A 22,650-nucleotide genomic window follows, 5' to 3' on the forward strand; every position below is an offset into this window, starting at 1 on the left:
TGGACGCAGGTCTTGCGAGGCCTTGGAACTCAAGCGGCCTTGATGCCCGCCTCGGCAAGTCGCCGCGCATAGGCGGCCAGAATAATTCGCTCTGAGTGCACCAGATAGGCGCTCAGCTCTTCTGCCGCTTCCTTGGGCTTGCCGTTTTCAAAGAGCTGCAGAATTTTCTGGTTCATGTCCACATAGGGGGCATGCAGAAAATGCGGGTCGCGCAGCAGCCCAAAGGCCAGGCGTAGCTCGGCCAGCAAGTGGGAGAACATTTCGTTCAAGCGTTCGCTGTCAGCCAGCGCCACGATGGCTTTGTGAAACGCCATATTGGCGGTGCCCACTTCGGACCAGTTTTCTTCGCCACGCAGCAATTTCGCGGTCTCGACCGCCTCGCGCATCAGCGACAGGGCCGGGTGCATGGGGTAGGCCTGGGCCAGCGCCTGACACTCAATCATGCGGCGTACGCGGTAGATGTCGATGATGGATGCCATGCTGGGCACGGCCACAGATACGCCCTTGTTGGGCTCATGCACCAGCAGACCTTCTTTGGTCAGCATGCGGAACACCTCGCGCAAGGTGTTGCGCGAAATTTCCAGCGATTCGCTGAGCGCCGCTTCCGACAGACGTTGACCGGGAGTGAGCGCGCCATTGACCAGCTGACTGCGTACTTCTTCGGCGATGCGCTCGGTCAGATTCTGGACCTCTGCTGGGGCTTTCATGGCGATTCCTTCGTGTTGACGTCAGAGTGTAGCCACCGTTTTGTTGAGCCAAAAACTCTTCAAGAGAAACTGAAGCTAGGGTTTACTCTATTACGCATGGTTATTTGTTCTGCAGAAAATGATATTTGTGGAATCAATCTTTATAGATTGTTCAACAATTTGAAGAGTTGAGCAGCGCTAACACGGGTGCCCAGCCATCTTCAAAAGAGCTGGGCGGGGCGAGTGTGTTCCCGCCTTTTGGCGTAGCACTCACAGCCCACCGCGCAGCGGAATGGGCATGATTCCCGGAGGCTCCCATGCCTGTTGACGTAAACCTTTGGCCGCTGATAGGCGTGCTCATCATCATTGCGGGCTTTGCGCTGCGCTTTAACCCCATGCTGGTGGTCATCGTGACCGCCATCGGCACCGCCTTTGCGGCGGGTTTCCCGCTCGATAAGGTTCTGGCTGCGATTGGTGCCGGCTTTATCAAGACGCGCAATCTGCCGCTCATCATCTTGCTGCCACTGGCCGTGATTGGCCTGCTGGAGCGCCATGGTCTGCGTCAGCATGCGCAGAACTGGATCAGTTCCATCAAATCGGCCACTGCCGGCCGCCTGCTGATCGTCTATCTGGCTGCGCGCCAGCTGACTGCGGCTATTGGTCTGACCAGCCTTGGCGGTCATCCCCAGATGGTGCGCCCGCTGCTGGCCCCCATGGCCGAAGGTGCGACCGAAAGCCGCTACGGCAAGCTGTCGACCAAGGTGCGCGAGAAGCTGCGCGCCATGTCGGCGGCCACAGACAATGTGGGCCTGTTCTTTGGCGAAGATATCTTCGTGGCCTTTGGTGCCATTGTGCTCATGACGACCTTCCTCAAAGAAGCGGGCATTGAAGTCGAGCCGATTCATGTCGCGCTGTGGGGCATTCCCACGGCAGCCTGTGCCTTTGCCATTCATGCTTTCCGCCTGCATCGTCTGGACAAGCAGCTGGCGCGTGAAATTGCTGCAGAACAGAAAGCCGCTCAGGGAGAACAGGCATGACCATCACCATTCAATACCTGTACTACCTCGTCGGCGTGGTGCTGGCGGTGACGGCCGTCATGACGCTGCGCGATGCCAGCAACCCGCGTCGCTTTTCGGCAGGCCTGTTCTGGGCGCTGTATGCGCTGGTGTTTCTGGTTGGAGACCGGCTGCCAGCCGAATGGGTGGGCATCATCGCTGTCGTCATGGCCTTGATCGCCGGTTTTGGCGGTGTGCTGGGCGGCAAGCACCAGCCGCGCACGGATGCGCAGTACATGGAAAGTGCCAAGCGTCTGGGCAACAAGCTTTTTGTGCCTGCTTTGGCTATCCCCCTCATCACCATGGTCGGTACGTTGTCGGCCAAGCATCTGGTGTTCGGTGGTGTTCCCCTGATTGATCCCAAGAACAGCACGCTGGTCAGCCTGGGCATTGGTTGTGTCATTGCGCTGGCTCTGGCCTGCAAGATGACGCGTGAAACTCCGATGCAGGGTTTGCGTGAGTCGCACCGCCTGATCGACGCTCTGGGCTGGGCGCTGGTGCTGCCGCAGATGCTGGGCATGCTGGGTCTGGTGTTTTCTGATGCCGGTGTGGGCAAGGCCGTGGCCTATGTCACCACCACCTACATCAACATGGATGTGCGCTTTGTGGCCGTGGCTGTGTATGTGATCGGCATGGCGCTGTTCACCGTCATCATGGGCAATGGTTTTGCCGCCTTCCCCGTGATGACCGGCGGTGTGGGTGTGCCCGTGCTGGTGGGCGTGTACCACGGTGATCCGGCCGTGATGGCAGCAGTGGGCATGTTGTCCGGCTACTGCGGTACCTTGTTGACTCCGATGGCGGCCAATTTCAATCTGGTGCCCGCCGCGTTGCTGGAAATTGACAAGAATGCGGTGATCCGTGCGCAGGTTCCAACGGCGATTGCGCTGCTGATCGTCAATGTATTCCTGCTTAACTTCCTGATGTTCCGTTAAGAGAGTGTTGCCATGACTGCTGCCACTGCCAAGCGAATTCTGCTCACCGGCTTTGAGCCCTTCGATAAAGATAGCGTCAACCCCTCGTGGGAAGTGGCGCGGGCACTGGATGGGGCGCTGATTGCCGGTGGCGTGGTGCACGCTCTGCAGCTACCCTGTGTATTTGGCGCTGCCATGCCTGTGCTCGATGAGGCTCTGGCGCAGTTGCAGCCCACGCTCATCATCAGTCTGGGATTGGCGGGCGGGCGCACGGATATCACGCCCGAGCGTGTGGCTATCAATATGGATGACGCACGCATTGCGGACAACGCGGGCAATCAGCCGGTGGATCAGCCCGTGGTGCGCGAGGCGCCGGCTGCCTATTTCTCCACGCTGCCCATCAAGGCCATGGTGCGAAACTTGCGCGATGCAGGCATACCTGCTTCGGTGTCCAACACTGCAGGCACTTTCGTCTGCAACCATGTTTTTTACGCGCTCATGCACCGTCTTGCGCGCCGTGCCGGGCCGGGTGTGCGTGGCGGCTTTATTCACATCCCCGCGCTGCCACAGCAGGCAGCACAGCATCCCGGCATGGCCAGCATGGCTTTGGAGACACAGGTGCAAGGCATACGCAGCGCCATTCACACGGCCATGACGGTGCAAGAGGATTTGCAGGAAAACGCAGGCCAGCTGCATTGAGCTGGCCGGGAGACGCATGATGAAAATGGATTTGAACAGCGACCTGGGCGAGAGTTTTGGCGCATGGACCATGGGCGACGATGCCGCCATGCTCGATATCGTCAGCAGCGCGAACGTGGCCTGCGGCTTTCATGCGGGCGATGCGGCTGGCATTCTGTCCACGCTCAAGGCCGCCAAAGCGCGCAATGTGGTGGTCGGCGCGCATGTGGCCTACCGCGATCTGGCGGGTTTTGGCCGCCGCAACATGGATGTGGCCAGCAGTGATCTGGTGGCCGATGTGATCTATCAGATTGGCGCATTGCAAGGTCTGGCGCGGGCTGCGGGCACGACCGTGAAATACGTCAAGCCGCATGGCGCGCTCTACAACACCATTGCCCAGGACAAGCGCCAGGCCATGGATGTGATCACGGCCATGAAAGCGATTGATCCCAGCTTGGTGCTGATGGCGCTGGCTGGCGCACCGCTGATTGGCTGGGCGCGGGATGCCGGTCTGACCGTAGTGGCAGAAGCCTTTGCCGACCGTGGCTACACGCCGCAGGGTGCACTGGTGTCTCGTCGCGAGGCCGGTGCGGTGCTGCACGATGAGCAGCTGATTGCCCAGCGCATGCTGACCCTGGTGCGCGAAGGTGTGATTGAAGCCGTGGACGGCTCCATGGTGCGTGTGGAAGCTGACTCCATCTGCGTGCATGGCGACAGCCCTGGTGCCGTGGCCATTGCCCGCAATATCCGTCAGCGCTTTGAGCAGGAAGGCGTGCAGATCGCTTCTTTCGTAGGAGCTGCGTAATGAGCGCCATGCGTTTTCTTCCCGTCAATCGCCAGAGCATTCTGGTGGAGCTGGCCGATCTGCAGCAGACGCTGGCACTGCTGGGGGCGCTGCAGGCACAGTCCATTGAAGGCGTGCAGGAGCTGGTGCCTGCCGCACGCACCATTCTTGTACAGTTCGCCCCCCATATCATCAGCACGGCGCAACTCGTCAATCGCATTGCAGCTTGCGATCTGAATGGCGAAGTGCAGCGCTCCGATGTGCTGGTGCAGATTCCCGTCCGTTACGACGGTGAAGATCTTGCCGAGGTGGCGCAGATTCTGGGCATCAGCCCTGAAGAAGTCGTGAGCCGCCACACCGGCAGCGAATGGGCGGTGGCCTTTACCGGCTTTGCACCAGGCTTTGCCTATCTGAGCGGCGGGGACCCTATCTTCAACGTACCGCGCCGTGCCACGCCGCGCACCAAGGTGCCTGCGGGCGCTGTGGCATTGGCGGGTACCTTCAGCGCCGTCTATCCACAGGCCAGTCCGGGCGGCTGGCAAATCATCGGCGTGACCGATGAAGCCATGTGGGACTTGTCGCGTGACTTGCCAGCCTTGCTGCAGCCCGGCTACCGCGTGCGCTTTGTAGATATGGGTGCTATTGAAAAAGAAGCGGCTGGCGTTGATCAATCAAGCGGTGCAGGATTGAACGTATCTCAAAGCGCCATTCCTCAAGCGCAAGCAGCTAGCAATATGCAAGCACCGGCAGAGGATGCTCCAGCCCTGCAAGTACGCGCCACAGGTCTGCTGACGCTGTTTCAGGACTTGGGTCGACACGGTCAGGCAGGGCAGGGCGTATCGGCCTCGGGCGCCATGGATCAGGCGGCCCTCAAGACCGCCAATCGCTTGGTCGGCAATGCCAGCAATTGGCCTGCACTGGAGACCGTGGGCGGTGGCCTGTCCCTGCAAAGCCGTGGTGAACAGGTGCTGGCCATTACCGGTGCTCAGGCGCCCATCACCATCACCAATGCAGCGGGTCAGAGCTGGGTCGCATCCAGCGACTGCGCGCTGGCGCTGGCGGATGGCGACACCGTGACCATTGGGCAGCCCACGGCCGGTGCGCGCTGCTATGTGGCGGTGCGCGGCGGCTATCAGGTGCAGCCTGTGTTAGGCAGTGCCGCGACCGATACGCTGGCTAATGTCGGTCCACCCGCGCTGCAGCGCGGCCAGTGGCTGGGTGTGCAGCCTGCAGTCCATACCGTTGTGGCTGATGCAGCTTTGCCCGTGCAAGGACTGCCCGCTGCCGATGCTGAAGTGGTGCTCGATGTAGAGCTGGGCCCGCGCACCGACTGGTTCACGCCAGAGGCCGTGGCTCTGCTGGCCAGCCAGCGCTGGCAGGTCACGCCCCAGTCCAACCGCGTGGGTTTGCGACTGGCAGGCGAGCAGGCTCTGAGCCGCGCTATCACCACCGAGCTGCCCAGTGAAGGCACTCCGCTGGGTGCCATTCAGGTGCCCGCCAGCGGTCAGCCCGTGCTGTTTCTGGCCGATCACCCTTTGACCGGCGGTTACCCCGTCATTGGCTGCGTGGCCGCGCACCACCTTGATCTGGCGGGACAGATTCCTGTCGGCGCCTGGATTCGTTTTAACCCCATCCGCGCTTTTGCAGAGTTAACTCCTGCAGTGGCGGATTGAGGAAGTCGTATGAAAAAAGTTCTGATTGCCAACCGTGGCGAGATCGCCGTCCGCATTGCCCGCGCCTGTGCCGACTACGGCGTGAAATCCGTCGCCGTCTATGCCAACGCGGATATCGACGCCCTGCATGTGCGCCGCGCCGATGAGGCCTATGGGCTGGATGGCGACAAGCCTGCGCAGACCTATCTCAACATCGAAAAACTGATTGCGATTGCCAAGCGCTCGGGCGCCGATGCCGTGCACCCTGGCTACGGTTTTCTGTCGGAAAGCGAAGCCTTTGCACGCGCCGTGCTGGATGCCGGTCTGATCTGGATTGGTCCCAAGCCCGACACCATCGCCAAGCTGGGCGACAAGGTGGAAGCCCGCAAGATTGCGCTCAAGGTCGGTGCGCCGCTGGTGGCGGGTACGGCCGATCCGGTCACCAGTGCCGATGAAGTGCTGGCCTTTGCCCAGCAGCACGGTCTGCCCATCATCATCAAGGCTGCGTTTGGCGGTGGCGGGCGCGGCATGAAGATCGCCTGGCGCATGGACGAGGTGGCCGAGCTGTACGAGTCCGCCGTACGCGAAGCCGTGACCGCCTTTGGCCGTGGCGAATGTTTTGTCGAGCAGTTCCTCGACAAGCCCCGCCATATCGAAGCGCAGGTAATGGCCGACACGCATGGCAATGTGGTGGTTCTGGGCACGCGCGACTGCTCGCTGCAGCGCCGCAACCAGAAGCTGGTGGAAGAAGCGCCCGCGCCCTTTATCAGCGAAGCACAGCGCGCCCGAATTCACAGCGCGGCGAAGGCGATCTGCGCGGAGGCGGGCTATATCAGTGCTGGCACGGTGGAGTTTCTGCTCAGCGGCAATGGCTCCATCTCCTTCCTTGAGGTCAATACCCGCCTGCAGGTGGAGCACACGGTGACCGAGGAAACCACGGGCATCGATCTGGTGCAGGAGCAGTTGCGTGTGGCTGATGGCTTGCCGCTGTCTTTCACACAGACGCCTGCACCGCGCGCGCACTCGATCGAGTTCCGTATCAATGCCGAAGATGTGGGTCGTGGCTTCCTGCCCACGCCTGGATTGATCACGCGCTTTGCGCCACCCTCCGGCCCCGGCGTGCGACTCGATTCTGGTGTGGAGACCGGCTCCGTCATTCCGGGCACCTTTGATTCCATGATGGCCAAGCTCATCGTGACGGGTGCCACGCGCGCGCAAGCGCTGGCCCGCGCCCGCCGCGCGCTGGCCGAGTTCCAGATTGAGGGCGTGGCATCGGTACTGCCGTTCCACAAGGCCGTGCTCAATCAGCCTGACTTTGTTGGCGCAGATGGCTTCCATGTCCACACCCGCTGGATTGAAACAGAGTTTGCCGAACCACTGGCCGCTGCCGCTCGCGCTGAGCCTGTGGCAGACACCAGCTTGCTGCGCACCGCCATCGAAATTGATGGCCGCCGTGTATCGCTGGGTCTGCCTGCCATGCTGCTGCAAGGCCTGTCTGCACCCACTGCAGCTGTTTCACAAGCGGCCCAGCAAAGCGTGGACCCTGATGCCGTGGCTTCGCCGATCGCCGGCAACCTCCATGTCTGGAAGGTGGTGGATGGCGATGAAGTCAAAGAAGGCGACGTCATTGCCGTGATGGAAGCCATGAAGATGGAAATGCAGGTGTCTGCACACCGCTCGGGTCGCATCACCATGGCAGCACAAGCCGGAACCGCCCAGACATTGGGTGCAGTGATCGCACATATCCGCTGAGGCTTGACGCGCTCAGTTCATCACGCGGCCTGAGGGTCGCGTTTTGTTTGGGTGCAGCTCAGGGCCATGGTCACCAGTGCATCCAGAAAAGCGTCAGATCGCGCCTGCTCGGGCATGTCCTGAACTGCGTTGTGAATGATCTCGCGCAAGCCTTTGCCCAGCAGATAGGCGGCCAGCTCTGGCTGGTCCGTTTGCACTTCATCGGCATATATCTGCAGCAGCGGTAGCCAGGTCGTATTGATGAACTCCTGCGTGCTGGCCTGCGGTGCATGCCACAGACCCAGATGCAGGGCTGACCGATAGCGCGCATGAAAGCTGGGGCTGAGTCCATGCAGCCGAAGCTCCACGCGAATCATATTGGCAAAGATCTGGCGCAAAGCGGCATGCAGCGGCAGACCATGCAGCTGCTCGCGCATCTGGTAGAGCTGTACCGATTCTTGATCGAGCAGGCGCTCATAGACCGCTGCAATCATTGATTCCTTGTTCGGAAAGTACTGGTAGATGGAGCCCACGGTGGCCCCAGATACCTCGGCAATCCGGTTCACCGTCAAGGCCTCTTCGCCTTCCTTGTCCAGGATGCGCAGGCAGGCTTCGGCAATGGCATCCACCAGCGCTTTGGAGCGGGTCTGCACAGGCAGCTTGCGCGGCTGGGGCAATTGGTCCTTGGGGAGTTGCGTTGTGCGCGATTCCATGAAATGCAAGTCCTGTATTTGGTGATCTGCTGTTTTTGGATTTTTTGCTTTGGCAGCAACGGTTTGCGGCTGTAGTCAGTGCGCGGCAATGCGAGTGGAAAAAGCGGTTTTGGCTCTCTAGACTGTGCCTGCCGCTGGGCTAATCCTAGCGGCATTCATCACTCTAAAGAGTTCTGCACTGCGTTGTGGAGGAGACAAAAAGCGCAGCAGCAGGACTGGCAGCCACCATTGAAGGAGAAAGAGTTGTCCATTCCATTGACCGTCAAACTGCTGGGCCCGCGCATTGGCGCCGAGGCTCTGCAACTGGATCTGGCTGGAGCCTTGTCTGCAAAGACGCTGACTGAACTGGAGACAGCGCTGATCAAGCATGAAGCCCTGGTGCTGCATGTACCGGACATGACGCCCGATCAGCACTTGGCAATTGCCAGGCATTTTGGCCAGGCCGAGGTGCATATCTTCTACCCAAATTTGGGTGCGGGCTACGAGCAGATCACGGTGATTGACTCCAAGCTCGGTGACCGTGCCGATATGTGGCACCACGACGAGAGCTTTCTGCCCAGTCCGCCCATTGTCACCATGACCCATGCGCAGATCTTGCCGCCCACTGGTGGCGACACCTGCTGGATCAGCATGACCAGTGCTTACGATGCACTGTCGCCGCGCATGAAGCAGTACCTTGAAGGTCTGCACGCCTGGCATGACATGAATGCGCCGATGACGGCCGCGCTGCAGCACGGCGTTGTCACGCATGAGCGCTATGTGGAAGTGGTGTCGCAGAACCGCAGGCATCTGCACCCGATGGTGCGCGTTCATCCGCTCACCGGGCGCAAGGCGCTCTACATCAGTCCCACCTATGTCACGCATATCGAGGGGCTGTCGCAGGCCGAAAGCCGGGCCATTCTTGCTTATCTGCATGGGCACTGCATGCAGGTGGAGTTTCTCTTCAAGCATCGCTGGACGCTTGGTGACATGGTGATCTGGGACAACCGCAGTGTGGTGCACAACGCCATTCTGGATTACGCGCCGCACCAGCGCCGCATGCACCGTGCATCGGTGTTCGCACACCAGCCCGCTACGACCAAAAAGCAAGACGATAAGGAGGCCGCATGCGCCACGACGGTCTGAATCAGGAACTACTTTCCCAGTACGCGCCGCGCCCGGGTCGCAAGCCTTTGCTGCCCGAGCTGACGGAGCGCCAGCAGGTGGCTCTGCTATGCCGAGTGCTGTCGCGCGAGGGCTATAACGACCATATCGCGGGGCACATCACGCTGCGGCTGGATGATGGAACGTATCTGGCCAACCCCTGGGAGCTGACCTGGGGCGAGCTGACAGCCTCCGATATTTTGCGGCTGGATGCCAAAGGTCATGTGATCGAGGGAGAGTGGAACATCACTCCGGCCATTCAGCTGCATGTGGATGTGCATGACAAGCGCCACGATGTGCGCGTGGTTATCCACAACCATCCCGAGTGGAGTTCGGTCTGGTCGGCTACTGGCAAGGTGCCGCCCGTGTATGACCAGACCTCGGCGCTGGTCGATACCGATCCTGTGGTCTATGACGAGTATCGCGGCACGGTGGAGCAGCGTGAACTGGGCAATGCCGTTGCCACGGCGCTGGGGCAGAACAAGTGGGCGCTGCTGGCCAATCATGGCGCGGTGATTGTCGGCGGCAGTGTTCGCCAGGCGCATCTGCGCGCCATCACGCTGGAATGGCGCTGCCGCCTGGCCTGGCGTGTGCAGGCGCTGGGTGGCGGCAACCCACTGTCGCCCGAGGTGGTTAAGGCCACAGGCGGGCGCACGGATCTGCATGGCTTCCCTTTCCTATGGGAAGCCATGTGCAGGGATGAAATCCGTCGCGATCCTTCGGTGCTTGAGTAAGTCCGACTCTTCACTTCCTGCTGCATCGTTGGCGGAAAGTGAAGAACTCTTTCGTCTTTCTGAAAGCTGTTTTTATGACTGACCCAGGCCTGCGACCTCATTTGTTGCTGGTGACGCCTGTCCCGCCCATGCTGCGCGAGAGACTGAGCCAGTATTTTGTGCTGCACGACGATGCGTTGCTGGAACCTGCACAGCGCGTGACGCTTGCCGCAAAGGTGCGCGCCATGCTGTGCAACGCGCAGTCGGTGGTGAGCAGATTGCAAATGCAGCAATGGCCTGCGCTGGAGATGATCTCCGTCATTGGTGTGGGCATGGACGGCATTGATCTGGAAGCTGCTGCGGCGCAAGGCATTGCAGTGCGCAATACGTCCGAGGTGTCCACCGAAGATATTGCCGATCACACGCTGGCCTTGCTGCTGACAGCCACGCGACAGATTTTGCAGGCGCATCAGTTTGTGCAGCAGGGACGCTGGTTGCAGGGGCGTTATCCGCCCGGCATGCGTTTTTCAGGTCGGCGCATGGGCATCGTCGGCCTGGGGCGCATCGGCAGCGCCGTCGCCAGACGGGCGCAGGCCTTTGACATGTCGATTGCCTATACCGGAAGAGCACGCAAATTGGATGTCAAATATCGCTGGTATGACAGCGTGCAGGAGCTGGCTGCGGCGGTGGACTTTCTGGTGGTCTGCGCCAGTGGCGGCTCGCAAACACGGGGATTGATTGATGCCGAAGTGCTGCAGGCTCTGGGTCCGCAGGGTGTGCTCGTCAATATTGGCCGAGGCTCGATAGTCGATGAAGGGGCTTTGGTGCAGGCGCTGCAAAGCCGCACCATTGCCGCTGCAGCACTGGATGTCTTTGTCAACGAGCCCGAAGTGCCGTCCGCTTTGAGGGAGCTGCCCAATATCGTGCTCACACCGCACATGGCCAGCTCTACCCAGCAAGGTCTACAAGCCATGCTGGAGCAGGCAGAGACGCATCTGCTTGAACACTTCGGCATGACTGAAGCAACAGGCTGAGAAAAAATCAAGTTTCTGCCATGCCAATCAAGGTTTAAGCCAGGTGCTTGACCTTTACATGATGTCAATCTCTACAGTGGCATTCAACGTGAATGGAGAAAGCCATGAATGCATTGACGAAGAACGGCGCTTTCGAGCTGTCGGTGGAAGGAATGACCTGCGCATCCTGCGTTGGCCGAGTGGAACGCGCGCTGAAAAAGGTGCCTGGCGTACAAGGCGCGGTGGTCAATCTGGCCACTGAAAAAGCCAGCCTGACCATCGAGGATCCAGCCCAGGCTTCGGTCATCCTGCCGCAGGTCGTGGCGGCTATCGAAAAAGCTGGCTATGCCGTGCCCGCGCAAAGCGTGGACTTGCAAGTCGATGGCATGACATGTGCTTCCTGCGTGGGTCGGGTGGAGCGTGCGCTGAGGAAAGTGCCCGGCGTGCAAAGCGCCACCGTGAACCTAGCCACAGAGCGCGCCAGCGTGCAGTGGCGGGGCGATACCGATGTGAATGCGTTGATTGCCGCCATTGAAAAAGCAGGCTACGAAGCCCGGCCCTTGGTGCAAAGCGCCGGTGTGGCTGGCGAAGACGCGACGGCCCAGCGCCAGGCGGCGGAGCGTGAATCGCTCAAGCGCTCTCTGATCTTTGCCACCGTGTTTGCGCTGCCCGTGTTCCTTCTGGAAATGGGCGGCCACATGGTGCCCGCTTTTCACCACTGGATTGCGGGCACGATCGGCACGCAAAACAGTTGGTACATCCAGTTTGTGCTGACGGCCCTGGTGCTGGCTGTTCCTGGTCGCCGCTTCTTTGAAAAGGGCGTTCCCGCCTTGCTGCGCGGTGCGCCCGATATGAACTCTTTGGTGGCGGTGGGCACCTCGGCGGCGTTTGCCTATTCGGTGGTGGCAACCTTTATGCCGACCTTGCTGCCCGCAGGCACGGTCAATGTGTACTTTGAGGCTGCAGCCGTCATCGTGGCCCTGATCCTTTTGGGTCGTTTTCTGGAGGCCAGGGCCAAAGGCAATACGTCTGAAGCCATTCGCCGTCTGGTGCAGCTGCAGGCCAAGACCGCCCGCGTGCGCCGCGATGGCGTGGTGCAGGAAATCGACATTGCGCAGGTGCATGCCGGTGATGTGATTGAGGTGCGCCCCGGTGAGCGCATCCCAGTCGATGGCGAGGTTATCGAAGGCCAAAGCTTTGTCGACGAATCCATGATCAGCGGCGAGCCCGTTCCGGTCGAGAAAATGCTGGGCGCTGAAGTGGTGGGCGGTACCGTCAACCAGAACGGCGCGCTGGCCTTCAAGGCCACCAAAGTTGGTGCCGATACCCTGCTGGCGCAGATCATTCGCATGGTGGAGCAGGCCCAGGGCAGCAAGCTGCCAATTCAGGCGCTGGTCGACAAGATCACCATGTGGTTTGTGCCCGCCGTGATGGCGGCTGCGCTGCTGACGTTTGGCGTCTGGCTGATCTGGGGGCCTGATCCCGCGCTGAGCTTTGCGCTGGTCAATGCCGTGGCCGTGCTCATCATTGCCTGCCCTTGCGCCATGGGCCTGGCCACGCCCACCTCCATCATGGTGGGCACGGGCCGCGCTGCGCAAATGGGCGTGCTGCTGCGCAAGGGCGAAGCCTTGCAGCAATTGAAGGACGCCAAGGTGGTGGCCGTGGACAAGACCGGCACGCTGACCAAGGGCCGCCCCGAGCTGACCGATCTGGTGCTGGCCGCAGGCTTTGGGCGGGGCCAGGTTCTGGCACTGGTGGCGGCGGTAGAAGACCGTAGTGAGCACCCGATTGCGCGAGCCATTGTGGATGCTGCCAAGGCCGAAGGCTTGCAGATTCCGGTCATCAGCGATTTTGAATCGGTCACCGGCTTTGGTGTGCGTGCCGAGGTCGATGGCGATGGCATCAAGTACAGGGTCGAGATTGGTGCTGACCGCTTCATGCGCAAGCTGGGGCTGAATGTGGATGACTTTGCGGCGGAGTCGGGTCGGCTGGGTGATGAAGGCAAGACGCCTTTGTACGCCGCCATCAACGGTCAGCTGGCCGCCATGATTGCCGTGGCTGACCCGATCAAAGACACCACCAAACCGGCGATTGAAGCCTTGCATGCGCTGGGCCTGAAGGTGGTGATGATCACCGGCGACAACCGCCGCACCGGTGAAGCGATTGCGCGCCTGCTGGGTATTGATGAAGTCGTGGCCGAGGTGTTGCCCGGCGGCAAAGTGGATGCCGTGCAGCGCCTCAAACAGGAGCACGGCATGCTGGCCTATGTGGGCGACGGCATCAACGATGCGCCTGCGCTGGCCGAGGCCGATGTGGGCATTGCCATTGGCACGGGCACCGATATTGCAATTGAGGCGGCGGATGTGGTGCTGATGTCGGGTGATCTCTCGGGAGTGCCCAATGCGATTGCCTTATCCAAGGCCACGATGAAGAACATTGGCGAGAACCTGTTCTGGGCTTTTGCCTATAACGTGGCGCTGATTCCTGTGGCTGCGGGTCTGCTATATCCGTTCAACGGCACGCTGCTGTCGCCGGTGTTTGCGGCCGGGGCCATGGCGCTGTCCAGCGTGTTTGTGCTCTCCAATGCGCTGCGCCTCAAGCGCTTCAAGCCTGCGCTCTGATGGCTGGCCTGAAGGTGGCGCTGATGCCGCACCACCTTCAGGCGGTCAATTGGATTCCTTTTTTCATAGCTTCAAGCTCTTATGAATAAAGGGGTTGCGGCCTATTAAACGCAAAAAAGCGCTGAATTCAGCGCTTTTTTGATGGGCGGAAGGCTTAGCGAGGTAGCTGCGGCACATCCACAAAATCATCCAGGCTCAGGCCTTTTTCGGCCAGCAGGGCTTCGAGTACGGGCTTCAAACGGCCCAGGCTCGCCTCCACGGTTTCGCGAACGGTATCAACCACCACTTGCGTGCTGCGCTCGATTTCGATGTTCACGAGATCTCCCACCTTCTTGTCGCCAAACACCGTCATGCGCAAAGTCTCGGGAATCAGCCAGACCTCGAACCAGCCTTCTTTGCGGTTGACTTCCGCGACCGTGAGGCTGGCACCGTTGACGGCGATATAGCCCTTGGCAAAAACGTAGGGGCGAAACGCTTGGGGAATGCCAAAGCGGATCTTGTGATTGGTGTCGGTCTTGACGATTTCCAGCAGCGGAGCGGTGAAGTCCACATGGCCCGATAGCGGGTGGCCACCAATCTCGGCCCCATCCTTGGCGGCACGCTCCACATTGACGGCATCACCCACCTGGTACTGACCCAGCGTGGTGATGTTCAGGCTTTGCAGCATCACATCAAAGGTGGCGCTCGTTGGCGAGAGGTTTTCGGTCACCGTCAGGCACACACCGTCGTGCGAAACGCTGGCACCAATGGCCAGATCCTCGCAAAAGCCTTCGGGGAATTCCATGGTGAAGGTGCGCAGACCATCCTGGTCGCGCAGCGCGGCAATGTTTGCCACGGCTTGGATGATGCCGGTGAACACGGGGCTGTCTCTCTTCTCAACAGGCGGGCGCAAGGCGCGGGCCTTGGTTCAAAACAGCTATTTTGCCTGCGTTGTGGCAGTGCTTCAGGCGAAGGCGGACTGGCCTTCCCAGAAGCCGCTGATTAAGCCTTCAGGCTTTTTCAGAGCGCGAACCCATGCGCAATCAGGCCAGGCATCCATCTGCACATTCATGCCGGCAAACACGCCATAGCCAGGGCCGGCGGCAATCACGCCATCGGCTTGCAGGGTCTCGCCCGTGCGAATGCTGCAGGCTGCGCGGATATCGCCCAGTGACTTGATGCCCCAGCCGGCCTGAATATGGTTGCCGCACTCGATGTGGTCATGGCTGGCAATGCCGTTGCCCACCTCCAGCAGGCCTTGCACGGTGATCGCGCCTGTGGCACGCAAGCCCTTGCCGCAGCGCAGCATGCCTTGTACGTTGATCTCGCGGTCAGTCTGGACGCCGCCCTTGATGTCTACATTGCCGCTGCACACCAGCTCCCATCCCGCACGCAGTTCTGCGGCGCGGATATGGGCGGGCGCATCGCCTTGCACATTGCCTTGCACTTCCACGCTCCACGCGGCCTTGATGCTGCCGCCTGCCTGCAGCAGCTCATTGCAGAAGATGGCACCACCGCTTTGAATGTCTTCACCCACTTCCAGCTTGCCCGCGCGTATGCCGCCGCCCACCTGCAGGCCACGGCCCACCAGCAACTGCCCCGGCACGCGCACATCGCCGTGCACAATCAGCGTGCCGGCATAGACGAAGTTGTCCGCCTCAAGGTGATCCACTTCCAGCACGCTGTGGGTCGCGCCAAAGTTCTCCAGCAGCCAGCGGGCGTCATCCACACGGCCTGCGGCCACCTGCGTATCCATGGCGGCCTGGTAATCGCCGCCGCTCAGGTTGTTGCGCACAAACCAGCGGTAGCCCATGGCGCAAGGGTTTTTGCCGCGCAAAAAATTCTGTGTGAGTTCCATATCCATGGCTGACCTCCGAGTCGTCCGTTGAGCAAGGTGCGGCGCGTGGCAGGACGTGACCGTCGTGGTCTTGGACGTACCTTCCCCATGCACCTGGGGTGTGCTTGTTCTGGAAGGCCGTGCGGAGGATGTGAGAGCGTTGCTCTATGCCATCCGCACGGCGGCGGAAAGCATGGCCGTGACACCGCTGAGGCTCACGAATGCGGTCGGAATGCCATGGCGGCAGGTGTGCAGCTTTCGCAGCGCGCAGGCACGCGCAGGCAGCTCTGCAATCAATGCAAAGCGGCGCAAACGGGCAGCGGTGGAAAGGTGGGTGCAGGCCATGGATAGATGGAGCAATAGAGCCGCAATTATGCCTTCTCGGTTTTTTTCGGTCTTGTGCACTGGTATGCACGGCGTGTTAGCGCCTTGGCGTGCCGGTTCCCGTGTGCAGCGCAAGGCATCGTTGCTTTGGGTAACATCAGCTCCCCTTGCGGGCGCGCGCACGGCTCTTGGGTCTTGTCAGGCCACAGCCTTGAAATGCGCAGCGCCTTGCCCTGAAATTGCAGCTGCAGACCCGCCTTGATCGGGTCTGGGCGTTGAGACCATTCATGACTCAAAACACCCCCCCTTCTTTTTTAAGCCGCATCGCCATTGCGATTGGCAGCTTTTTCGCCATCCTCGGCAACGGCCGTCTGGCCGCCGATGTGACACGTGTGCGTGCTGGTGAGGCCTTTGCCGCTGACGTGGCGCCCCAGGAAGTGCGCGTCGAAGTACCGGTCGAGAAGATCGTCGAAGTCCATGTGGAAGTGCCCGTGGAGAAAATCGTCGAAAAGACGGTAGAGAAACGCGTTGAAGTCCCCGTCGAAAAAACCATCGAAGTGGAAAAACTGGTGGCCACCGACACGGCCGCCCTGCAACTGCTGGGCTTGATGCAGCGCGAAGCACGCTTTGTGGACTTTATTCAAGAAGACGTAGCCCCGTATACCGACGCTGAAATTGGTGCCGCCGCTCGCGTGGTGCATGAAGGCTGCCGCAAGGTGCTGCGCGAGCATTTCGCCATTGCACCTGTGCGTGCCGAAGCCGAAGGCAGCCGCATCACCCTGCAAGCCGGTTTTGACGCCGCTGCCGTGCGCCTGACCGGCAATGTCGTCGGCCAGGCCCCGTTCACCGGCACGCTGAGCCACCGTGGCTGGCAGGTCACCGATGTCAAGCTGCCCCAGCTGACCGATATTCAGGCCGCCTTTGTTCTGGCCCAGGCCGAAGTGGAGCTGTAAGCCATGAATATGTTTGCCTCCATCGCCGCATCCGGCGCGGCTCAAACGGCAGCCTCTACTCCTGATTCCGTAGCTGCTACCGCTCAATCTGTAAGCGCTACAGGCCCAAATAACACTCAAAATTCCGGTGCGCAGTTCAGCATCGGTATTGACCTGGGTACCACGCACTGTGCGCTGTCCTATGTGGACAAAATCGCCAGCGATGGCGACCAGATCGTGCAAGGCGTGCTGGACATCCTCCAGCTCTGCGCCCCTGCCAGCGTCGAAGCCAAGCCGCTGCTGCCATCTTTTCTCTATCTGCCGCATGAGAGCGAACTGAGCGAGGCCGAGCGCACGCTGCCTGGCGCTGCATCCAGCGACTTCATCACCGGCGAATTCGCCCGCAGCCGTGGCGCGGCCACGCCCATCCGTCTGGTCAGCAGTGCTAAAAGCTGGCTCTGCCACCCCGGTGTGGATCGCCGCTCGCCCCTGCTGCCCGCCGATGCGCCCGAAGAAGTCAGCCGCATCTCGCCGCTGACGGCATCGATTCGCTATCTGGAGCATCTGCGCTGGGCGTGGGAGCAAGCCCACCCCGAGGCACCGTTTGCCCAGCAAGACATCACCGTCACCATCCCCGCATCGTTTGACCCCGCTGCACGCGAGCTGACGGCCGAGGCCTGCAAGGCGGCCGGCTTTGCCAACCTGACCCTGCTGGAAGAGCCGCAGGCCGCGCTCTACAGCTGGATTCAGGCCAGCGGCGGTCAGTGGCGCAAGCAAGTGCAGCACGGCGACATCATTCTGGTGGTGGACGTGGGCGGCGGCACCACCGACCTCTCGCTGATCGCCGTGCGCGAGCGCGAAGGCAATCTGGAGCTGCAACGCATTGCTGTGGGTGAGCACATCTTGCTCGGTGGCGACAACATGGACCTGGCGCTGGCCTACGGCGTGGCCCGCAAGCTGGCACAGGAAGGCAAGCAGCTGGACGCCTGGCAAACCCGCGCGCTGGCCCACGGCTGCCGCGCGGCCAAAGAGCAATTGCTGGCTGACGCGAACCTGCAATCCGTGCCCGTGGTTGTGCCCAGCCGCGGCAGCAAGCTTATCGGCGGCAGCATCCGCACCGAAGTCACGCGTGACGAAGTGTTGGCCATGCTGGTCGAAGGCTTCTTTCCCAAGGTCGCGGTCAGCGCCAAACCCCAGACCCGCGCCCGCGCGGCGCTCACGCAACTGGGCCTGCCCTATGCACAAGATGCCGCAGTCACGCGCCATCTGGCCGCCTTCCTGAGCCGCCAGGTCAACGCACTGGCCGATATTGACGGCCTGAACGCAGAGCAGACGGACGGCTCCACCTTCCTGCACCCCACGGCAATCCTGTTCAACGGCGGCGTACTCAAGGCACCGCAAATCGAGCAGCGCATTCTGGAAGTCATCAATGGCTGGCTGGATGAGGAAGCGTCGGAGCCCGCCCGCCTGCTGGATGGTGCCAACCTGGATCTGGCTGTCGCCCGTGGCGCGGCCTATTACGGCCATATCGCCACCAGCGGCCGCGGCGTGCGCATCCGCGGCGGCACGGCCCAGTCGTACTACGTGGGCGTGGAATCGAACATGCCCGCCATTCCCGGCATGGAGCCGCCCCTGTCCGCCCTGTGCCTGGCACCGTTCGGCATGGAAGAGGGCACGGAAGTGGCCTTGAGCGATCTGGAACTGGGTCTGGTCGTTGGCGAGCCCGTGCGCCTGCGCTTCTTCGGCTCCTCCGTGCGCCGCACCGATGTTGTCGGCACCATGCTGGACTTCTGGGGCCCGGAAGAGCTGGTCGAGTTGCAGGAAATCGAGCTGAACTTGCCAGCGGCCGGTCGTGCGGCGGGTGAAGTCGTTCCTGTCACGCTGGAAGCGCGTGTCACCGATATTGGTACGCTGGAACTCAATGCGGTGCCCGTGGGTGGCACTGACCGCTGGAAGGTGGAATTTGATGTGCGCGCCGAGACTTCGGTTGAAGCGGCTGAGTAAAGCGGTTTAAACACTTGAAGGCCAAAGCCCGCTGACCGATGGGTTGGCGGGTTTTTTTGTTGGTGATTATTTATGGCTATAGCGCTTATGTAGAAAGCGCGACTAGCTATGTTTTTTTGTGCTGACGCTTGCTATTGCATTGCTGTTCGAGGCCGGTTTGTCGCACCGGAAGGCGACTTACTTTCTTGCTCGTGCAAGAAAGTAAGCAAAGAACACGCCCCGACTGTCTACGTCCCTGCGCTTCGCTACGGGCAAACCTGCGTCACGCCATTCAGTCTGCGGTACCGCCCAACTCGCTGCGCGCTTGCAGCGCTTCGCTCAGACAAACGGCGGCAAGTCAGAGCACGAAGCATTGGCACTCTTCGGTGCCAATGCCCGTAGCCTGAATCGCGTGCCGCAGGCGCAGACACACGGGTGGATGCGGGTACGGACGGCCTGCCAGAGTTGTGACGAAATCAGCCTCTAGCGCTTATCTGGATTGCGGTAGCGGCTATGAAATCTGAAAGAAGCTATCCCGCATCCAGTATCGCCCCTTGTGCCCAGGCCTGCGACGGCAAGTTCTTGGGGCTGGCAGTTGCACCGAAGAGTGCAACTGCATCCTCATCAAATTTGCGGCAAGCTGTTTGAGCGGAGAGCGAAGCTCACAGCGAGTTTTGCCGCACAGCTCCAAGAACTTGATGGCGCAGGTTGCCCCGCAGCGCAGCGAAGGGGACGTGGGTAGCAGGGGCTGGCTCTTTGCCTACTTTCTGGCCGCAGAAAGTAGGTCGGCAAGGCGGGCCGAGACCCGCCCTCTGTCCATTAATCAGGCATGAAGTCAAAACCAGACAAAAGCCAAACAAGCCGCCAGCCCAATCACATTAAGCGCAGCAAGCTATCAAAAAGTGCCTGAGCGGCGAGAGTGCTAGCCCCCCAAGCCTCTCCATCCCATCCCGCAATTCAGGCATACAGCTCTTGTTACGATCGGCGACACAGTTTTACGTGCTTCCGTTTCAGCCCATGCATCCACCTCGCCCAACCTACATCGTCGGCATCGACCTCGGCACCAGCCACACCGTGGCGGCCAGCGTGGGGGTGGCTGGGGTGGCTGCAGATATTGAGTTGCTCAACATGGCGCAGCGCAGCACGGCGGGCGAGGTGATTTCACAAGCCTTGCTGCCCTCTGTGCGCTACCAGGCGGCACCCGGCGAGCTGGGCGATAGCTGGCAGCAGCCGTGGCCGCCGCAAGGCGCTGATGTGCAAGCTCCCGCTGTCATTGGCCGCTGGGCGCGCGATTTGGGTGCTGCCGTGCCGGGACGGCTGGTGGCCAGCGCCAAAAGCTGGCTCTCGCACACCGGTGTAGACCGCACTGCGCCCATCCTGCCCTGGGGGGCTGGGGATGATGTCGCCAAGCTGTCGCCGCTGGCGGCGTCGGCCTCCTATCTGGCCCACGTCAAAGCCGCCTGGGACAGGGCCCATCCTGAAGCACCGCTGCACCAGCAAAGCGTGGTGCTGACGGTGCCCGCCTCGTTTGACGAAGGTGCCCGGGCGCTGACGCTGGAGGCGGCGCAACTGGCGGGCCTGCCCGGCGTGCAGTTGCTGGAAGAACCCAAGGCCGCATTCCACGACTGGCTGGTGCTGCAAGGTGAGCAACTCGCGCCGCAACTGGCCGATAGCCGACTGGTGCTGGTGGTCGATGTGGGCGGCGGTACGACAGACCTGACCTTGATTCGTGTCGCAAAAGCGCTCGACGGTGGCCTGCCCACGCTGACCCGCACCGCCGTGGGCGAGCATTTGATGCTGGGCGGAGACAACATGGATCTGGCGCTGGCGCATCAGCTCGAACTGGCTTTTGCCGACGAAGGTAGCAAGCTGCCTGCCCAGCGTTTTGCCCAGCTGGTGCAGCGCTGCCGCATGGCCAAGGAGCAGTTGCTGGCTGCGGATGCGCCCGATCACGTCAGCATTACCTTGCTGGGCGGCGGTAGCCGTTTGCTGGCCGCCACGCAGACGGCCACGCTGACCCGTGGGCAGGTACAGCAGCAGGTGGTTGAAGGCTTTTTGCCGCCCGCTCAGATCACTGATCTGCCCAGCAAGCGCCAAGGCGCGCTGCGCGGCTTTGGCCTGCCGTACCCGGCCGATGCCGCCATCAGCCGCCATCTGGCGCAATTTTTGAGTTTGCAGGCGGGCGGCGCGCTGCCAGATACCGTGCTGCTCAATGGCGGCGTATTTCACGCCCATGCGCTGGTTGAGCGGCTGACCGACTTGCTCAGCCGCTGGCGCGGCAGCCCCGTACGGGTGCTGCACAACCCGCATCCTGACTGGGCCGTGGCCCGTGGCGCAGCGGCCTATGGGCTGGCACGGGTGCAGGCTGAGCGGCAAGCTGCATCAGAAGTAAATCAGCCCGCAGCGCAAGCACAGAAAGCGCCAGCAGCTATCAAAAATAGTATTCCGCACATTGGCGGCGGCGCAGCGCGCAGCTACTGGTTGCTGCTGCCCGGCAAAAAAGGCGAAACACCCCAAGGCCTTTGCCTGCTGCCACGCGGCACGGAAGAGGGCGTGCGCATCGTGCTTTCCGGGCGGCGTTTTGCCCTCAAGCTGGGGCAGGCCGTGCGCTTTAATTTGCTGGCCAACAGCCAGAGCCACGCCCCCGTGCAGGCCGGGCAGATTGCGCCGCTGATGGGTGATGGCTGGGTAGAGCTGCCGCCGCTGGCGACCGTGCTGCCTGCGCCGGAAGGCGTGGCCGCTGCGCAGGTCGAAGTGCAGTTGCAGGCCTGCATGAGTGAGGTGGGCACGCTGGAAGTGCGTTGCGTGGCGGTGCAGGATGCTGCGCAGTCCTGGTTGCTGCCTTTTGCTGTGCGCGGTGCGGTTTCTTCAGAAACCATAGCTGTCAGCGCAGATGCATCAAGCGCAGAGGGCCAAAAAAGCTTGAATTCTCTGGCCGCCAAACTGCCAGAAGCCGTGGCGCTGATTGACCGTATTTTTGGCGCGCAGGCACAAGAAGTCACCGGCAAGGAAGTGCGCCAGCTGCGCCCGTCGCTGGAGAAAATTCTGGGCCCCCGCGATAGCTGGGATGTGGGCCTGCTGCGCGCCTTGTTTGATGCGCTGCTGAGCCGTGCCAAACGCCGCCGCCGCACGGCCGACCATGAGCGTGTGTGGCTCAACCTCGCAGGCTGGTGTCTGCGCCCCGGCGTGGGGGCCGAGTTGGATGGCTGGCGCATCACCCAGGTCTGGGCGCTGTACGCTGCAGGGCTGGGTCACGCCAAAGAGTCTGCCAACTGGACGGAGTGGTGGGTGTTCTGGCGCCGCGTGGCCGCTGGCTTGAACGAGGCCCAGCAGATGGAATTGCTGGAAGACGTGGCCGACCAGATGCAAAAGGCCGTGCAGCAGACCACAAGATCCGGCGGCAAGACCAGCCACGGCAGTTACGACGACATGCTGCGCCTGTTCGCCGCCATGGAGGCCGTGCCCTGGCAGTACCGCCAGGAAATGGGTCAGTGGATGCTGCAGCGCCTGAAACGCCCGGATGAAACCGTGCAGACCTGGTGGGCCATAGGCCGTCTGGCGGCACGCCAGTCGTTGGCGGCGAATGCGCATCGGGTCATGCCGCCCGAGGCAGCGCAGGAGTTTCTCAATGCCACGCTGGCGCAGGACTGGCGCAAGAACGAGACTGCTATGTTTGCTGTCGTGCAAATGGCGCGAATGACCGGCGATCGCGCCCGCGACCTGCCTGATGAGGTACGCGCGCAGGTGCTGGAGAAGATGCGCAGCAGCGGAGCCCCCGAGCGCTGGATCGCCATGGTCGAGCAGGTGGTGCAGATGCAGGCCGAGGACCAGAAACGCAGTCTGGGCGACAGCCTGCCACCGGGGCTGGTGCTGCTCTAAAGTCGCTCGAACGACT

General features: G+C 61.5%; 18 protein-coding genes. 13 read left to right on the forward strand and 5 right to left on the reverse strand.

Translation table 11 applies throughout. From position 1 onward, the window contains the following. Positions 1-29 precede the first annotated feature (29 nt). On the reverse strand, positions 30-707 hold the full coding sequence (locus HF327_RS14450) for a GntR family transcriptional regulator (RefSeq protein ID WP_198460836.1): 678 nt from the start codon (positions 705-707) through the stop codon (positions 30-32). 296 nt (positions 708-1,003) lie between these two features. On the opposite strand from HF327_RS14450, the gene HF327_RS14455 reads away from it, so the two are divergent. Genes HF327_RS14455 through HF327_RS14480 form a run of 6 tightly spaced genes read left to right on the forward strand, consistent with a single transcriptional unit; the run spans position 1,004 to position 7,518 of the window. Beyond that, complete coding sequence (locus HF327_RS14455) at positions 1,004-1,723, forward strand: DUF969 domain-containing protein (RefSeq protein ID WP_099738893.1); 720 nt, start codon at positions 1,004-1,006, stop codon at positions 1,721-1,723. Next, on the forward strand, positions 1,720-2,673 hold the full coding sequence (locus HF327_RS14460; RefSeq protein WP_198460837.1) for a DUF979 domain-containing protein: 954 nt from the start codon (positions 1,720-1,722) through the stop codon (positions 2,671-2,673). The genes HF327_RS14455 and HF327_RS14460 overlap by 4 nt, the downstream gene beginning before the upstream one ends. 12 nt (positions 2,674-2,685) lie before the next feature. Next, the gene (pcp, locus tag HF327_RS14465) at positions 2,686-3,351 is read left to right on the forward strand and encodes a pyroglutamyl-peptidase I (RefSeq protein ID WP_198460838.1); all 666 of its coding nucleotides are present in this window, start codon (positions 2,686-2,688) and stop codon (positions 3,349-3,351) included. 19 nt (positions 3,352-3,370) lie between these two features. Then, positions 3,371-4,135: a LamB/YcsF family protein gene (locus HF327_RS14470; protein WP_198460839.1), complete on the forward strand. Its 765-nt coding sequence runs from the start codon at positions 3,371-3,373 to the stop codon at positions 4,133-4,135. Between the two features lie 8 nt (positions 4,136-4,143). Beyond that, complete coding sequence (locus tag HF327_RS14475) at positions 4,144-5,787, forward strand: 5-oxoprolinase subunit B/C family protein (protein ID WP_198460897.1); 1,644 nt, start codon at positions 4,144-4,146, stop codon at positions 5,785-5,787. 9 nt (positions 5,788-5,796) lie between these two features. Further along, on the forward strand, positions 5,797-7,518 hold the full coding sequence (locus tag HF327_RS14480) for an acetyl/propionyl/methylcrotonyl-CoA carboxylase subunit alpha (protein WP_198460840.1): 1,722 nt from the start codon (positions 5,797-5,799) through the stop codon (positions 7,516-7,518). Positions 7,519-7,538: 20 nt separating this feature from the next. Here HF327_RS14480 and HF327_RS14485 read toward each other — a convergent pair whose 3' ends face one another. After that, complete coding sequence (locus HF327_RS14485; protein WP_198460841.1) at positions 7,539-8,210, reverse strand: TetR/AcrR family transcriptional regulator; 672 nt, start codon at positions 8,208-8,210, stop codon at positions 7,539-7,541. Positions 8,211-8,453: 243 nt separating this feature from the next. Between HF327_RS14485 and HF327_RS14490 the strand changes: the two genes are divergently transcribed. The 4 genes from HF327_RS14490 to HF327_RS14505 all read left to right on the forward strand — a co-directional run bounded on the left by HF327_RS14490 (position 8,454) and on the right by HF327_RS14505 (position 13,700). Beyond that, on the forward strand, positions 8,454-9,335 hold the full coding sequence (locus HF327_RS14490; RefSeq protein WP_198460842.1) for a TauD/TfdA dioxygenase family protein: 882 nt from the start codon (positions 8,454-8,456) through the stop codon (positions 9,333-9,335). Beyond that, positions 9,317-10,087: a class II aldolase/adducin family protein gene (locus HF327_RS14495; RefSeq protein ID WP_198460843.1), complete on the forward strand. Its 771-nt coding sequence runs from the start codon at positions 9,317-9,319 to the stop codon at positions 10,085-10,087. Before HF327_RS14490 ends, HF327_RS14495 begins: the two co-directional genes overlap by 19 nt. Before the next feature lie 74 nt (positions 10,088-10,161). Then, positions 10,162-11,100, forward strand: coding sequence for a 2-hydroxyacid dehydrogenase (locus tag HF327_RS14500; RefSeq protein WP_198460844.1), 939 nt, complete (start codon positions 10,162-10,164; stop codon positions 11,098-11,100). A gap of 104 nt (positions 11,101-11,204) precedes the next feature. After that, a complete protein-coding gene (locus tag HF327_RS14505) occupies positions 11,205-13,700 on the forward strand; it encodes a heavy metal translocating P-type ATPase (RefSeq protein WP_198460845.1) in 2,496 nt (831 codons plus the stop codon). 154 nt (positions 13,701-13,854) lie between these two features. Here HF327_RS14505 and HF327_RS14510 read toward each other — a convergent pair whose 3' ends face one another. The 3 genes from HF327_RS14510 to HF327_RS14520 all read right to left on the reverse strand — a co-directional run bounded on the left by HF327_RS14510 (position 13,855) and on the right by HF327_RS14520 (position 15,861). After that, entirely contained in the window at positions 13,855-14,559 is a 705-nt protein-coding gene (locus HF327_RS14510; RefSeq protein WP_198460846.1) for a riboflavin synthase subunit alpha, read from the reverse strand. 84 nt (positions 14,560-14,643) lie between these two features. Then, complete coding sequence (locus HF327_RS14515; RefSeq protein WP_099738879.1) at positions 14,644-15,543, reverse strand: hypothetical protein; 900 nt, start codon at positions 15,541-15,543, stop codon at positions 14,644-14,646. Between the two features lie 138 nt (positions 15,544-15,681). Beyond that, the gene (locus tag HF327_RS14520) at positions 15,682-15,861 is read right to left on the reverse strand and encodes a hypothetical protein (protein ID WP_198460847.1); all 180 of its coding nucleotides are present in this window, start codon (positions 15,859-15,861) and stop codon (positions 15,682-15,684) included. A gap of 266 nt (positions 15,862-16,127) precedes the next feature. On the opposite strand from HF327_RS14520, the gene HF327_RS14525 reads away from it, so the two are divergent. The 3 genes from HF327_RS14525 (at position 16,128) to HF327_RS14535 (ending at position 22,634) form a co-directional block, all read left to right on the forward strand. Further along, positions 16,128-16,793 (forward strand): DUF2760 domain-containing protein, encoded by a 666-nt coding sequence (locus tag HF327_RS14525; RefSeq protein ID WP_198460848.1) that lies wholly within the window; start codon positions 16,128-16,130, stop codon positions 16,791-16,793. Positions 16,794-16,796: 3 nt separating this feature from the next. Then, the gene (locus HF327_RS14530) at positions 16,797-18,776 is read left to right on the forward strand and encodes an Hsp70 family protein (RefSeq protein ID WP_198460849.1); all 1,980 of its coding nucleotides are present in this window, start codon (positions 16,797-16,799) and stop codon (positions 18,774-18,776) included. A gap of 996 nt (positions 18,777-19,772) precedes the next feature. Next, on the forward strand, positions 19,773-22,634 hold the full coding sequence (locus HF327_RS14535; protein ID WP_198460850.1) for an Hsp70 family protein: 2,862 nt from the start codon (positions 19,773-19,775) through the stop codon (positions 22,632-22,634). Positions 22,635-22,650 lie beyond the last annotated feature (16 nt).

The organism is Comamonas suwonensis (assembly GCF_012844455.2).
Taxonomy (GTDB): domain Bacteria; phylum Pseudomonadota; class Gammaproteobacteria; order Burkholderiales; family Burkholderiaceae_C; genus Comamonas; species Comamonas suwonensis.

What these genes read in the sequence shown, in the direction of transcription:
- HF327_RS14530 (WP_198460849.1), top strand. Translation starts at nt 16,797, where the DNA reads ATGAATATGTTTGCCTCCATCGCCGCATCCGGCGCGGCTCAAACGGCA.
- HF327_RS14500 (WP_198460844.1), top strand. Translation starts at nt 10,162, where the DNA reads ATGACTGACCCAGGCCTGCGACCTCATTTGTTGCTGGTGACGCCTGTC.
- HF327_RS14520 (WP_198460847.1), bottom strand. Translation starts at nt 15,861, where the DNA reads ATGGCCTGCACCCACCTTTCCACCGCTGCCCGTTTGCGCCGCTTTGCA.
- HF327_RS14525 (WP_198460848.1), top strand. Translation starts at nt 16,128, where the DNA reads ATGACTCAAAACACCCCCCCTTCTTTTTTAAGCCGCATCGCCATTGCG.
- HF327_RS14475 (WP_198460897.1), top strand. Translation starts at nt 4,144, where the DNA reads ATGCGTTTTCTTCCCGTCAATCGCCAGAGCATTCTGGTGGAGCTGGCC.
- HF327_RS14470 (WP_198460839.1), top strand. Translation starts at nt 3,371, where the DNA reads ATGAAAATGGATTTGAACAGCGACCTGGGCGAGAGTTTTGGCGCATGG.
- HF327_RS14505 (WP_198460845.1), top strand. Translation starts at nt 11,205, where the DNA reads ATGAATGCATTGACGAAGAACGGCGCTTTCGAGCTGTCGGTGGAAGGA.
- HF327_RS14460 (WP_198460837.1), top strand. Translation starts at nt 1,720, where the DNA reads ATGACCATCACCATTCAATACCTGTACTACCTCGTCGGCGTGGTGCTG.
- HF327_RS14450 (WP_198460836.1), bottom strand. Translation starts at nt 707, where the DNA reads ATGAAAGCCCCAGCAGAGGTCCAGAATCTGACCGAGCGCATCGCCGAA.
- HF327_RS14495 (WP_198460843.1), top strand. Translation starts at nt 9,317, where the DNA reads ATGCGCCACGACGGTCTGAATCAGGAACTACTTTCCCAGTACGCGCCG.
- HF327_RS14535 (WP_198460850.1), top strand. Translation starts at nt 19,773, where the DNA reads ATGCATCCACCTCGCCCAACCTACATCGTCGGCATCGACCTCGGCACC.
- HF327_RS14515 (WP_099738879.1), bottom strand. Translation starts at nt 15,543, where the DNA reads ATGGATATGGAACTCACACAGAATTTTTTGCGCGGCAAAAACCCTTGC.
- HF327_RS14455 (WP_099738893.1), top strand. Translation starts at nt 1,004, where the DNA reads ATGCCTGTTGACGTAAACCTTTGGCCGCTGATAGGCGTGCTCATCATC.
- HF327_RS14480 (WP_198460840.1), top strand. Translation starts at nt 5,797, where the DNA reads ATGAAAAAAGTTCTGATTGCCAACCGTGGCGAGATCGCCGTCCGCATT.
- HF327_RS14485 (WP_198460841.1), bottom strand. Translation starts at nt 8,210, where the DNA reads ATGGAATCGCGCACAACGCAACTCCCCAAGGACCAATTGCCCCAGCCG.
- pcp (WP_198460838.1), top strand. Translation starts at nt 2,686, where the DNA reads ATGACTGCTGCCACTGCCAAGCGAATTCTGCTCACCGGCTTTGAGCCC.